Here is a 13,681-nt window from a genome sequence, read left to right as displayed (position 1 = left end):
TGAATCCTATTCAGCCTGCCTCTAGCTACTTTGCATATAAGTGAAGCTATCAATCACAATGGAGTTGTACGAATCATGTGGAAAGTTTTGTATATCGCTCAAACCGAGGCTATGGCCCAGCGGCTGCAAAAGCTGCTGACGGACAACGGCTTTTTGGTGCGGGTAAAGAGCGCAGGCGGCAAGCATACCAAGGCTTACGAAATCTGCGTGCCCGTTTCCGAAGCGGAGGACGCTTACGAGGTTTTGTGTGAAAATAAGTTTCAATGCTAGGGGGAACAGTTCCGATGAAAAAGACGAAAATCATTTGTACAGTAGGCCCCAGTACGGATAACGCAGAGCTGCTGCAAAGGATGATTGAGGCCGGTATGGATTTGGCGCGCTTCAACTTTTCCCACGGCAGCCATGCGGATCATGCAAAGCGTTTGGCGCTGGTGCGTCAGGCGGCGGCTCAGGCCGGTAAGGTAGTCGCTACTATTGCCGATACCAAGGGTCCGGAAATGCGGTTAGGCCTTTTTGCCGACGATAAAATATTTTTGCAGGAGGGCGACGAATTCACCCTGACTACAGAGGATTATTTGGGCGACCAACAGATGGCCCATGTTAATTACGCGGGACTGCCGCAGGAATTAGAAGCAGGCAGCCGTATTTTGCTGGCCGACGGTCTTTTGTCCCTGCGCGTTACGGCTATCGAGGGCTGCAAAATTCATACGGTGGTAGTCAACGGCGGCGAGCTGAGCTCCCGCAAGCGCGTGGCCTGCCCCGGCGTGGAGCTCAAGCTGCCCTTCCTGTCGGAGCAGGACAGAGCCGACATCCTTTTTGCCGCGCAGCACGATATGGATTATATAGCCGCTTCCTTTGTGCAGAAAGCGGACGACGTTATCGCTATCCGCAAGGTGCTGGAGGAAGCCGGAGTGCGCATGGGCATCATTTCTAAAATTGAAAATGAAGCCGGCGTAGAGCATATCGACGAAATTATTAACGTGTCCGACGGCATCATGGTGGCTCGCGGCGATTTGGGCGTGGAAATTCCTACGGAGGATGTGCCTTTGGTGCAGAAGGATATTATCAGCCGTTGCAATAAGGCGGGCAAGCCTGTTATCACCGCAACCCAGATGCTGGAAAGCATGATCAGCAGCTACCGCGCTACCCGCGCCGAAGCCAGCGACGTGGCTAATTCTATTTTCGACGGCACGGACGTTATCATGCTCAGCGGCGAAACAGCGTCGGGCAAATATCCTTTGGAGGCTGTGCAGACCATGGCTAAGATTGCCATGCGCACGGAGCAGTCCCTGGACTATGTGGCGTTGTTTAGAAAGAAGGGCATCAGCGAGCGCATTCATTCCACGGACGCTATCAGCCATGCCACGGTGCAGATTGCGCAGGAAATCAGGGCGGACGCTATTTTAACCATTACCGAATCCGGCTTTACGGCGCGGATGATTGCCAAGTACAAGCCCTGTTCTACGGTTGTGGCTGTGTCCCGTTTGGAAAAGAGCGTGCGCGCCATGCAGCTGTATTGGGGCGTTCAGCCTATTCTGGGACCCTATTCGGCTAATACTGACGAAATGATCGAGCTGTCGCTGCAATGCGCTCTGCATAACGGCGCTATCGGCGACGGAGCTTCCGTTGTTATAACTGCCGGCGTACCTATCGGCACTCCGGGCAGTACCAATTTAATTAAGGTGGTTACTGTGGGCAACAAACTTATTAACGGCACCGGCATCGGACGCAAATCCGTAACCGGGCGCATTTGCATCGCCAGCAGCGCAAGCGACTTCCGCGATAAGCTGCAAAAGGGCGATATACTGGTCGTGGACGTTTTGAACGACGAATATGTTCCCGCCGCTTCCGCTAAGGCGGCGGCCATCATTGCCGAGGAGGGCGGCTTGACTTCTTCGACGGCTATCGTAGGCATTACCTGCGGCCTGCCCGTTATCGTAGGCGCGGCCAAGGCTACCAGTCTGCTGCCGGACGGCGCGCTGGTAACGGTGGACCCGGTCAGCGGCGACGTTTACGAAGGTGATATTAACCTGTAGGCCTTATGGACGACAGGGCTTTAGCTTTAGAAATTTGCCTGTATGTGCGGCAAAATAAAGATGCGGAGGCGCGAGCCGCTTTCAGCAGCGTTTTACAGAATACGGCGGACGCGGCCTTGCTGCGAGTTGCGGGCGACGCTTTATTGGCGGCGCTGCGCCGCCGCCGTCAGGACTTGTTTACCGACTGGCTGCTGGAGGCGCAGCTACGGCTGGAGGTTGCTGTCGGCCAGGAGGAGCAGGCGGGCTGCGCGTTTCTGCAAAATCTGGCTTTTGCTATGTGCGACCGGCAGCTGGAAGCAGAGCTGCCCATACTGCAGACGCTTGTACGCCGCTGGTTGCGGGTACACGGCGGCAGCGATTCGACCGACGGCTTTTGGAATGAATGGCTGAGCCTGACGGCGCGGCTTGCCCGCCGGGGCTGGCGCTTGCAGGCGCGCTTTTTGCTGCGGCAGGTAGTGTGGGGAGTTGTACGCAGGCGTGACGTTGCCTTTTGGCAGCGGCTGCTGTCGCGGCTGACGCTGCATTTTACGGTGTTCGCCCGCTGGGACGGCTTTCCTAAAGCCTGCGCCGCCTATCCGGAGCTGCCGCTTCTATATTTGCTGCTTGTAAGGCGGGCCGGTCGCGCCGGTGCGGACACTGGCGAGCAGGCGGCCTATTTGCTGCTGACGCTGCGCAGTATTCGCAATTTAGTGAGCAATGCCGCCCGCAGCACTATGCAGGACGATATGGAAATTTTCCGTCAATGGTATCAGTTTTTGTGGCGGCTTGCGGCTAACGATGAAAAGCGCCTTCAGGAGCTGCGGCGGCTTTTGCAGCTGGCTATCGGCTATTGGCAGCGTTCGCTACCTAAAACCAGCCGCCGTCAGGCGCGTTTTTTAGAGGATTTAATGCAGCCCAGCGCCGTAACCGGCGCGTATCATGAGCTGCTGGAGCGTATTTGTTAAATATAGTGATAGATTGAGGTTTTGACTATGGCAAAAATTGTAGTAATCGGCAGCTGTAATATTGATGTTACGGTGGAATGCGAGCGTTGGGCTAAGCCGGGCGAAACCATCTTCGGCAAGGGTCTGACCATTTCTCCCGGCGGCAAGGGCGCCAATCAGGCCGTAGCCGCAGCGCGTTTGGGCGCGGAGGTAGCCATGGTGGGCTGCGTAGGCGACGACGTCTACGGCAAGCTGATGCTGGAGGCATTGGAGAAAAATAATATCAATACTGATTATGTAAAGGTGCTGCCCGGCGAAAACAGTGGCACGGCGCACATTACCGTGGCGGAAAACGACAACAGCATTATCGTTATCAAGGCCGCTAACGATTTAGTATCGCCGGCCCTGGTTGACGAGGCCTGGGAAACCATTGCTCAGGCGGATATGGTGCTTTTGCAGCATGAAATTCCGGCGGCGGTCAATACCTACGTTATTGAAAAATGCGCGGCTGCAGGCGTACCCGTGCTGCTGAATCCTGCGCCGGTAGCGCCCGTGCCGCAGGAGCTTTTAGATAAGGTAACGTATCTGACGCCTAACGAGCACGAGGCGGCAGTATTGTTTGCCGGTCAGGGCAAGGCCGATATTCTGGGACGCAACCAGGGGAAGGTAATCATGACCTTGGGCAGCAAGGGCGTGGCCTATGCGGAAAAGGGTCAGGTATATAATGTGCCGGGCTTTAAGGTGCAGCCCGTGGATACTACGGGAGCAGGCGATACCTTTAACGGCGCTTTTGCCGTAGCGCGGGCCAACGGCAAATCCCTGTACGACAGCATCAGCTTTGCTAATGCGGCTGCGGCGCTGTCGGTGCAGAAGCTGGGCGCGCAAAGCGGGATGCCGTATTTGCAGGATGTAGAGGAGATGTTGAAATAATGCAAAAGGGTGGTATGTTAAACAGCGCTATCGCTAAGGTGCTGGCGGATCTGGGTCATACGGATACTATCGTTATCGGCGACTGCGGCTTGCCCGTGCCTGCCGGCGTGCAGAAAATAGATCTGGCCTTGAAGCTCGGCACGCCTTCCTTTATGGAGGTTGTGACCGAGGTGGCTAAAAATATGGTCATCGAAAAGGTGGAAATCGCGGGGGAGATGGAAGGCCGCAATCCGCAGGTTTTCGCCGCTATGAAAGCGCTGTTCCCCACGGAGCAGTGGCTGGTGGACGTTGACCACGAGGCATTCAAGGAGGCTACCAAAAAAGCGAAATGCGTTATCCGCACCGGCGAGATTACGCCTTACGCCAATGTTATTTTGCACAGCAACGTATTCTTTTAAGAAAAAATGCGCGGCGGCGTAACGGTATCCGGCCGCTGTCGGCGCGTTTTGAGGATGGGTATATTTATGGAAATAGAGTTAAGAGATATCCACAAGGCCTTTGGCTCCAACGAGGTACTCAAGGGCGTTAACCTGAAGCTGAAAAGCGGTGAGGTACACGCCTTGATGGGCGAAAACGGCGCCGGTAAATCCACGCTGATGAATATTCTGACGGGCATCCATAAGCAGGATAAGGGTCAGATTTTTGTGGACGGGCGCGAGGTAAGCTTTAAAAATCCCTTGGAGGCCGAAGCCAACGGTATTGCTTTTATTCATCAGGAATTAAATATTTGGCCTAATCTGAGCATTTTGGAAAATCTGTTTATGATGCACAGCATCACCAACGGCATGGGCGTTGTGGATTTCAAGGCTATGCGCCGTATTGCGGAGGAAAAATGCCGCGAAATATCCATCGAGCTGCCGCTGGATATGGAAGCTGGCGAATGTTCCGTGGGGCAGCAGCAGATGACGGAGATTGTGCGTAATTTGCTGCTGGACGCTAAGGTAGTCATTATGGACGAGCCGACGGCGGCGCTGACGGAGCGTGAGACGGAAAAGCTGTTCGAGGTGATGCGCTCCCTGAAGCAGCGGGGCGTTGCTATGGTCTATATCTCCCACCGCATGGAGGAGGTTTTTAATAACTGCGATACTATTACCGTAATGCGGGACGGCGTTTCCGTGGCGACTAAGCCGGTGGGTGAATACGCATTGGGACAGATTGTCCGAGATATGGTGGGCCGCTCCATTACCGAATTTTATCCTGCACGGCGCAATAAGCCCGGCGAGGTAGTGCTGGAGGTTAAGCATTTTGAACAGCCGGGGCTGTTCCACGATATCAATTTCAACCTGCGCAAGGGCGAAATTTTGGGCGTGGCCGGTTTGATGGGCGCAGGTCGCACGGAAATTATGCGCGCTATCTTCGGCGTGGATAGCTGCAAGAAGGGCGAGCTGGTGCTCAACGGGCAAAGGCTGGTCATTCAAAAGCCGGAGGACGCTATTAACGCAGGCATTGGCTTTGTAACGGAAAACCGCAAGAGCGAGGGCCTGATTCTGGATTTTTCCATTATGCGCAATATTGCCTTGCCCAGTGTGGACGCTTTCGCTAAAAACAGCGTTATCAATTTTAAAAAATTAACTGCTTTTGCCGATAGAATGGCCGCTAAGCTGGGCGTTAAGGCGCAGAATTTGGGCCTGGAGGCCGGAGCCTTGTCCGGCGGCAATCAGCAGAAGGTGGTTATTGCCAAATGGGTGGGCATGCAGCCTGACATCATCATTATGGACGAGCCTACCCGCGGTATCGACGTAGGCGCTAAACGCGATATTTACGAGCTGATGAATGAATTAACGGCTAGCGGCGTTTCTATCATTATGGTTTCCTCGGAGCTGCCGGAGGTTTTGGGCATGAGCGACCGCATTATGGTTATCCATGAAGGGCGCATTGCCGGAGAGCTACTGCACGACGAAGCCGATCAGGAAAAAATTATGTCGCTGGCAACGGGAGGGCAATAAGTATAATGAATATCAAAGCGATTTTAAAAAAATCCGGCTCCGTTATCGGACTGGTGGCGTTGTTTGCGGTCATTTCCTGCCTTAACAGCAGCTTTATCGACCCCAGCAACTTGAAAAACCTGCTGCGCCAGGTATCCATCAATGCCTTGATTTCCTTTGGCATGACCTTCGTTATCCTGACCGGCGGCATCGATTTGTCCGTAGGCAGTATTCTGGCCCTGTCCAGCGTGCTTATGGGCAGCTTTATCAAGGGCGGTATGGACCCGGTTCTGGGCATTGTGCTGGCCTGCGTTATTGGCGCTGTTTTAGGCTCTGTCAACGGCCTGGTAATTACCTACGGCAAGGTGGCTCCCTTTATCGCTACCCTGGCTACGATGACTATTTTCCGTGGCTTGACTTTGGTTTATACCAACGGCAACCCTATCAGCAGCCTGACGGACAGCGAAGTATTCCATGAATTTGGTCAGGGATATTTGATGGGTCTGCCCGTGCCCGCTATTATGATGCTCTTAATGTTCGCCGTTTCCTATTTTATTCTGCACAAAACTACGCTGGGACGCAAAACCTACGCCGTAGGCGGCAACGAAAAGGTTTCGTTTATTGCCGGTATTAAGATTGACCGCATCAAAATTTTTGCGTATACTATTACAGGTATGCTGTGCGGTATGGCGGGCGCTATTTTGACCAGCCGTTTGAACAGCGCGCAGCCCACTGCGGGCACCGGCTATGAGCTGGACGCTATCGCCGCCGTGGTTTTGGGCGGTACCAGCCTGTCCGGCGGCAAGGGACGCATTGCGGGCACTATTATCGGCGCGTTGATTATCGGCACGCTGAATAACGGCCTGAATATTTTAAACGTATCCAGCTTTTACCAACAAGTTGTCAAGGGTATTGTAATTTTGCTGGCAGTCCTGATGGACCGCAAAAAATCTTAGGAGGAATTTTTTCCATGAAAAAAATCTTATTGGTACTTACCTGCATCGTGGCTCTGGCCATGATGATTGTAGGCTGCGGCGGCAGCGAGAAAAAGGACGCCGCTAAGGACGGCGGGAAAAAGCTTGTCGTAGGCTTTTCCGTATCCACTCAGAACAACCCCTTCTTTGTTTCTTTGGCTAAGGGCGTAGACGCCAAGGCTAAAGAGCTGGGCGTAACCGTAAAGGTTGTAGACGCGCAGAACGACCCTGCTAAGCAGGCTAACGACGTTGCCGACCTGCTGCAGCAGAACATCAGCGTACTGCTGGTAAACCCGGTTGACTCCGCCGCTATTTCCACTTCCGTAAAGGCTGCCAACAAGGCTAATATCCCCGTTGTTTGCCTAGACCGTAGCGCTGACGAAGGCACTGTCGCTTCTTTAGTTGCTTCCGATAATGTAAAGGGCGGTGAAATGGCTGCGGAATACATCGTTAAGCAGCTGGGCGAAAAGGTAAAGGTTGCTGAATTGGAAGGTATTCCCGGCGCCAGCGCTTCCCGTGAACGCGGCGAAGGCTTCCACAAGATTGCCGACAGCAAGCTGACCGTAGTAGCTAAGCAATCCGCTGATTTTGACCGCTCCAAGGGCTTGACCGTAGCTGAAAATATGCTGCAGGCTAACCCCGACATTAAGGCTATCTTCGCGCAGAACGACGAAATGGCTTTGGGCGCTATCGAGGCTGCTAAATCTGCCAACAAGCAAATTTTCATCGTGGGCTTTGACGGTACTGCCGACGGCGTAAAGGCTGTAGAAAGCGGCGCTATGAGCGCCACCATCGCGCAGCAGCCGGAGGTTATGGGCCAGCAGGGCCTGGAGGTAGCCGTAAAGGCCGCTAAGGGCGAAAAGGTTGACGCTAAGGTTTCCGCACCCTTGAAGCTTATTGAAAAGAAATAAGCTTAACCCCTGTAGCTGTTTGAAAGCACAACCTGACAACTTGTGAAGCAAAATACCCGCTGTTTGCCGCAGCGGGTATTTTTATGCGCGGGGTGCAAGAAGCAGGCCATCGAAAATAGCATATACGAAATATGGTTGCCGGTAATAGTTGGCTGGCATTTTACTTTTCTGCAAAAATATTTGTGACTCAATCTAGCTATTTTGAGCCCAATAGTGTATACTATAAATATATTAGGAGAATTTGATGACGAAAGGGTGTGAGGATTATTTCTTTAAGTAACAGACAGAAACAAATTGCTGAAATAGTACGTCTTGAAGGGCCGATCACCGGCGAGCATATTGCGGAAAGGCTTAACGTAACGCGCGCCGCTTTGCGCAGTGATTTGGCGATTCTTGTTATGGGCGGTATTTTGGATGCGCGTCCCAAGGTAGGCTATTTTTATACGGGTAAAAATACCTTGGGTATGCTTATGGAAGAAATCTCCGCCATCGAGGTGCAGGACCTGCAGTCCGTACCCGTAGCTATCGCCAACGATAAAAGCGCCTACGAGGCCGTAGTCACCATGTTTTTAGAGGATGTAGGCACTGTCTTCGTGCTGGACGAGAATGGTCTGCTGACAGGTATCGTATCCCGTAAGGATTTGCTCAAGGCCGCTATCAATAACAGCGACCTGCGCGATATTCCCGTGGTGATGGTGATGACGCCTATTTCTAAAATTATTGTGGCAGCGCCGGACGAACCCGCCGCTTCGGCAGCCCGCAGGCTTATCGATAATGAGATAGACTGCCTGCCGGTGGTAAAAGCCGTCGACGAGTGCAAGCGCAGCTATCAGGTCGTAGGCCGCATTACAAAAACAAATTTTACCCGTTTGCTGGTGGATTTGGCAGAGGGCAAGGGAGGTAATTATCATACTACCGAAGGTTAATCCGATTATTTACGCTGTATCTGACTCTATTGGCGAAACTGCGGAATCCGTGGTCAAGGCCACTACCAGCCAGTTTGTAGAAGAAAAGTTCGATGTGATCCGCGTTCCATACGTTAAGGATAAGGAGCAGATCGATAAGGTTGTCGAGGAGGCTGCGGCTAACAGAGCGGTAGTCTGCTATACTATTGTGTCTCCCGAACTGCGCGAGCACATGGCTGACAGAGCGTTAGCCATGGACGTGGAGGTAGTGGATGTGCTGGGTCCCATGCTGAAGTCCATTGAAAAAACCACGGGGCTTTTGCCGCGCAATCAGGCCGGGCTTATCCATTCGCTGGACCACGAATACTTTAAGCGCGTAGAAGCTGTGGAATTTGCCGTTAAGTATGACGACGGCAAAAATCCTTTGGGCCTGCTGAAGGCCGACGTAGTTATTATCGGCGTTTCGCGTACCTCTAAAACGCCGCTTTCCATGTATCTTGCCCACAAGCAGATCAAGGTAGCCAACGTGCCTTTGGTGCCGGAGCTGGCGCCGCCGGAGGAGTTGTTTAAGGTACCGCCGTACAAAATCATCGGGCTGCTGATCGATCCCTTTAAGCTTAACGAGATTCGCAGCGAGCGCTTAAAGACCATGGGCCTGAGCGATACTGCCGTTTATGCCGATATGCAGCGTATCAACGACGAGCTTACCTACGCCAAAGGCATTATGCGCCGTCTGCATTGCCAGATTATCAACGTATCCAACCGCGCTATTGAAGAAACTGCCGGTATTATTATGGATTACGTGCGTAAGAATAAGGAAAGACACCACGAAGGTTAATAAGCAAAACATAATAAAAATCCGAAGCTTTAGGGCTTCGGATTTTTTGCTTGCGTAGTATTTGCTTCAGGGTTTTGTTTTATTATTTCTTTTGTCATCACGTTATAAACCGCATCTCCGCTTTGCGGTTCGCCGTTAATTTTTACGTTGCCGTGAAAGGCGGCCAGTTTGGTTTTCCAGCAATAGCTGCCGCTGTCGGCGGTGATATTGATTGCCTCGTCCTGAAAGTTTAAATTACCGTTGACATAAGCTGTGCGGTCGCTATGATAAACATCCACCTTATCGCACTTAAAATGCATTTCGCCAAAGCTCAGCGTAATATTTCCCTGCCCGTGAACCTCCATATTATAAAGATGAACTTGGGTTGTATCGCCGGTAATAGTCAGCGTGGTATCGTTGGCTGGAAACTGTACAAAGACGTTACCACGCAAATCGTAAATTCCTTTAAGAGGATTAAAAGTACGGCTGTCGCTGGTGATTACTGGCTCTACGGCCCAGCACAAGGAAGGCAGCAGCATCAGCAGCATAACGACGGATAAAATAAATTTTTTCATAGACGGCACCTCATCATGAACACAAGCTCGGTAAAACAGCGGCTGCAAAAAAACTGCCGCTGGATTTATTTTTAGCGTAATAAATATTATAGTATTTTTTGCTCTGCACTGCAAGCGCTGTAAGCAATTTTTTGAAGATTTTTCCAAGAAAAAAGAGGATTTTGCCGCTAAACATTGAATATAACTTATGTGTAATTTAGCGGCGGAGGAAAAGTGGCCATGGATGGAGCGTTTGAAAATTTTAAAGAGCAGGTGCGAAGCGCCGCTGATATTGTCGAAGTGATTTCCAGCTATGTGCCGCTGAAAAAACGCGGTCAGAATTTTTGGGGCTGCTGCCCCTTTCACGGCGAAAAAACTCCGTCCTTTGCCGTTAATCCGGGCAAGAATATGTTTTATTGCTTTGGTTGCCATGAAGGCGGAGATATTTTTAAGTTTATTATGAAGATCGAAAGCTGCGGCTTTATGGACGCCATGAAGCTGCTGGCCGGGCGCTATGGTATACCTGTGCCGGAAAAGCAAAAGACGGCGGCTGAAATCAAGCAGGAAAAGCAAAGAGAGCGTATCTTTCAGACGAACGGAACAGCGGCCAGATTTTTTCAGGCCTGTCTTTTGCAAACCGTATACGGCCGACAGGCGCTGGCTTATCTTGCCGGACGCGGCATTACCAGGGAGATTATCGACAGCTTTGGCATTGGCTATGCTGTCAACAGCTTCGGCGCCTTGGTAACGAGTCTGGGCAAACGTGGCTATGCGTCGCAGGAGCTGGAGGACGCGGGCCTTGCTGCCAGAGGTAAGTCCGGCTTTTACGACAAGTTTCGTAACCGGGTGATGATTCCTATTAAGGATCCAAAGGGGCGCATCGTGGGCTTTGGCGGCAGGGTGCTGGACAACAGCACTCCTAAATATCTCAATACCAGCGAGACGGTCTGGTTTAATAAACGGCGGCTGCTTTTTGGTATGGATATTGCGTATAAGGCTATCCGTAGCAGCAGGCAGGCAATTATCGTCGAAGGCTATATGGACGCTATCAGCCTGCACGTGGCGGGCATCTGCAATGTCGTGGCTTCCATGGGCACTGCTTTCGCCCAGGAGCAGGCCGCTTTGCTCAAGCGTATGGCGGACGAAGTTGTATTTTGCTACGACAGCGACAGCGCCGGCCGGCGTGCTTCCGTAAGGGCGGTGAGCATTGCCAGAGCGGCGGGGCTGAAGGTGCGTATTGCCGGCGTGCCGGAGGGCAAGGATCCGGACGAATTTGTCCGGCATCACGGCAAGGAGGCCTTTATGCAGGTCATTGCCGCGGCTCAGGACGGTATCGATTTTCAGATTGAAGAAACAATTTTGCAGGGTGATGTAACGAATCTGGCAGGAAAAGTCGACGTTGTGTCGAATATACTACCATTCCTATTAGAATGTAAAAGCGAGATTGAAGCGGCAGAGCATATCCGCAGGCTGGCTCAAAGGCTGACCATAGACGAAGGACTCATTGCTGAGGAATATCGTAAGGCGGCAAAAAAAGGCGGAGCTAAGAATGAACCTGTAAATATGCGCCTGCCCCAGCGCAAGCAGGCGAACGCAGGCCAGCAGGCGGAGGAACTGCTCTTGGCAGTGCTATTAGAGCAGCCGCTTTTGGCGTATGAGTGCCTGGAAACAGTTGGGAAAACCGGCTTCAGCACGCCGCAGCTGGCGCAGATTTTTGATAAGCTGTGCGAGCTGCAGGCGAAGGACGCTTTTACTGTTGATAAATTAAACGATGCCTTGGAGGACGCCGCACAGTCGGCTTTGGCCGGCATCAGAACTCGTCAGATACCGGCGGGCGACGCAAATAAGCTTTTGGCGGATTATCTCCGTCAGCTGCAGCGCAGCTATTGGGAGCGGGAATACGAAAAGCACCGTTTGCTGGCGGACGAATACGAAAGGTCGTCGGATGAGCGCTTTATGGATGAATTGGTGGAGACTCAAAGGATCAAGGATGAAATCAAAAAGCTCTATGGAAATTACAAATAATATGGAAGGAGGGAACACCATGGAAGAAACTACTAACAAGCTGTCACAGGAGCAAATTGAAGAGCTGCTGCAGAAGGGCAAATCGCAGAATGGTGTTCTCACTTATCGTGACATTATGAGTGCTATCAGCACGTTAGACACCGTATCCTCAGATGATGTGGAGCATTTGTACGAGGTTATTACACGCAAGGGTATGGAGATAGTTGATGACAATTCCGCTGATGAAGACGTGCTGCCCATGGTCGAAAATGACGATAATGTGGAAACAGAAGAAATCAACGAGGCCGAATTAGCCAACCTTTCCGTTCCCGAAGGCATCAGCATTGACGACCCGGTACGTATGTATCTGAAGGAGATCGGGCGCGTGCCTCTGCTGGTGGGCGAGGACGAGATTAAGCTGGCTAAGCGCATGGATAAGGGCCGTCAGGCCGAGCGTTTGTTGCGCGGGAAAATGATTACGCTGGACGCGCCGGTTTTCAGCGTTGCTGACGACAGTAAGGCGCTACTGGATAAAATCGGACAGTATATGAAGGAAGAATGGCATATGACCAATATGCGTTCTGTTTTCAAGGTTCTGCAGATGATTCGGGAGCGTCAGGAGGAGGGCAATCCTTATAAAATAGAGGACTATCAGGATTTGATTTTTGAATTTACCCGTGACGAACGCCTGCATTTGCAGCGCTTGATGGTGGAGCAGAAATGCCTGATTCCCGAATGCGAGCGGTTGGTAGTCAACCGTCCTACCAGCGATAAGGATATCCATAATCTTTATCAATTAAAGGCACTGCTGGACGAGCTGAAGGCCCGGCTTTCCGACGGTCGTGAAAAGGATACGACTCTGGCAGGGCAATACCTTGATTTCAGCGAAAACTATGATAAGCTGCTTAAGGCAGTGCGCCAGCAGGGCAACGATGCTAAGAAATGCTTGTCCGAAGCCAATCTGCGCTTGGTAGTCAGCATTGCCAAGCGTTATGTAGGGCGCGGCATGCTATTCCTGGATTTGATTCAGGAGGGTAATTTGGGCCTTATCAAAGCAGTTGAAAAATTCGATTATAATAAAGGCTTCAAATTCAGCACCTACGCTACTTGGTGGATTCGTCAGGCCATAACCCGCGCTATTGCCGATCAGGCGCGCACTATCCGCATTCCTGTACATATGGTGGAAACTATCAACAAGCTGATTCGCGTTTCCCGTCAGCTTCTGCAGGAGCTGGGGCGCGAGCCGTTGCCGGAAGAAATCGCTAAGGAAATGGATACGACGGTGGACAGGGTGCGTGAAATTATGAAGATCGCTCAGGAGCCTGTGTCCTTGGAGACGCCTATTGGCGAGGAAGAGGATTCACATTTAGGCGATTTTATCGAGGATCACGACGCGCCTGCGCCTGCGGACGCCGCTTCCTTTACTCTGCTGCGCGAACAGCTGGAGGAGGTTCTGGAAACCCTTACGGTGCGCGAAAAGCGTGTGCTGGAGCTGCGTTTTGGCCTGGAGGACGGGCGGTCGCGTACGCTGGAAGAGGTCGGCCAGCATTTCGGCGTAACCCGCGAGCGTATCCGTCAGATTGAAGCCAAGGCTTTGCGCAAGCTGCGTCATCCCAGTCGCAGCAAAAAGCTGAAGGACTTTTTAGAGTAGATCTTGACATAAACTAAATACTATTATAAAATATTACTGTTTGGTAGCTTG

At 51.9% G+C, this 13,681-nt stretch carries 13 protein-coding genes; 12 read left to right on the top strand and 1 reads right to left on the bottom strand.

From position 1 onward, the window contains the following. Positions 1–75: 75 nt before the first annotated feature. The 10 genes from Q4E64_RS09580 to Q4E64_RS09535 all read left to right on the top strand — a co-directional run bounded on the left by Q4E64_RS09580 (position 76) and on the right by Q4E64_RS09535 (position 9,442). Positions 76–270, top strand: coding sequence for a hypothetical protein (locus Q4E64_RS09580; RefSeq protein WP_293729135.1), 195 nt, complete (start codon positions 76–78; stop codon positions 268–270). 14 nt (positions 271–284) lie between these two features. After that, a complete protein-coding gene (pyk, locus tag Q4E64_RS09575; protein ID WP_303167663.1) occupies positions 285–2,036 on the top strand; it encodes a pyruvate kinase in 1,752 nt (583 codons plus the stop codon). Between the two features lie 5 nt (positions 2,037–2,041). Then, positions 2,042–2,980: a hypothetical protein gene (locus Q4E64_RS09570; RefSeq protein WP_303167662.1), complete on the top strand. Its 939-nt coding sequence runs from the start codon at positions 2,042–2,044 to the stop codon at positions 2,978–2,980. Positions 2,981–3,007: 27 nt separating this feature from the next. Next, positions 3,008–3,889: a ribokinase gene (rbsK, locus tag Q4E64_RS09565; protein ID WP_303167660.1), complete on the top strand. Its 882-nt coding sequence runs from the start codon at positions 3,008–3,010 to the stop codon at positions 3,887–3,889. Continuing rightward, positions 3,889–4,287: a D-ribose pyranase gene (gene rbsD / locus Q4E64_RS09560; RefSeq protein WP_303167659.1), complete on the top strand. Its 399-nt coding sequence runs from the start codon at positions 3,889–3,891 to the stop codon at positions 4,285–4,287. The genes rbsK and rbsD overlap by 1 nt, the downstream gene beginning before the upstream one ends. A gap of 66 nt (positions 4,288–4,353) precedes the next feature. Beyond that, positions 4,354–5,835 (top strand): sugar ABC transporter ATP-binding protein, encoded by a 1,482-nt coding sequence (locus Q4E64_RS09555; RefSeq protein ID WP_303167658.1) that lies wholly within the window; start codon positions 4,354–4,356, stop codon positions 5,833–5,835. Positions 5,836–5,840: 5 nt separating this feature from the next. Further along, entirely contained in the window at positions 5,841–6,770 is a 930-nt protein-coding gene (locus Q4E64_RS09550; RefSeq protein ID WP_303167656.1) for an ABC transporter permease, read from the top strand. A gap of 14 nt (positions 6,771–6,784) precedes the next feature. Continuing rightward, positions 6,785–7,699 carry a ribose ABC transporter substrate-binding protein RbsB gene (rbsB, locus tag Q4E64_RS09545; protein ID WP_303167655.1) on the top strand — a complete coding sequence of 305 codons (915 nt, stop codon included), beginning with the start codon at positions 6,785–6,787 and terminating at the stop codon, positions 7,697–7,699. 257 nt (positions 7,700–7,956) lie between these two features. Beyond that, positions 7,957–8,625 (top strand): helix-turn-helix transcriptional regulator, encoded by a 669-nt coding sequence (locus tag Q4E64_RS09540; RefSeq protein WP_303167654.1) that lies wholly within the window; start codon positions 7,957–7,959, stop codon positions 8,623–8,625. Continuing rightward, a complete protein-coding gene (locus tag Q4E64_RS09535) occupies positions 8,609–9,442 on the top strand; it encodes a pyruvate, water dikinase regulatory protein (RefSeq protein WP_303167689.1) in 834 nt (277 codons plus the stop codon). The genes Q4E64_RS09540 and Q4E64_RS09535 overlap by 17 nt, the downstream gene beginning before the upstream one ends. Before the next feature lie 29 nt (positions 9,443–9,471). On the opposite strand, the gene Q4E64_RS09530 is transcribed toward Q4E64_RS09535, so the two are convergent. After that, entirely contained in the window at positions 9,472–9,996 is a 525-nt protein-coding gene (locus Q4E64_RS09530) for an LptA/OstA family protein (protein WP_303167653.1), read from the bottom strand. 219 nt (positions 9,997–10,215) lie between these two features. On the opposite strand from Q4E64_RS09530, the gene dnaG reads away from it, so the two are divergent. Together dnaG and rpoD are read left to right on the top strand one after the other, a co-directional pair. Beyond that, positions 10,216–12,000, top strand: coding sequence for a DNA primase (gene dnaG / locus Q4E64_RS09525; protein WP_303167652.1), 1,785 nt, complete (start codon positions 10,216–10,218; stop codon positions 11,998–12,000). Between the two features lie 19 nt (positions 12,001–12,019). Continuing rightward, positions 12,020–13,630 carry an RNA polymerase sigma factor RpoD gene (rpoD, locus tag Q4E64_RS09520; RefSeq protein WP_303167651.1) on the top strand — a complete coding sequence of 537 codons (1,611 nt, stop codon included), beginning with the start codon at positions 12,020–12,022 and terminating at the stop codon, positions 13,628–13,630. Positions 13,631–13,681: the final 51 nt, after the last annotated feature.

The sequence above is a fragment of the Phascolarctobacterium sp. genome (genome assembly GCF_030531065.1).
Lineage (GTDB): Bacteria > Bacillota > Negativicutes > Acidaminococcales > Acidaminococcaceae > Phascolarctobacterium_A.
This window is presented reverse-complemented; position numbering and strand designations above follow the sequence as displayed.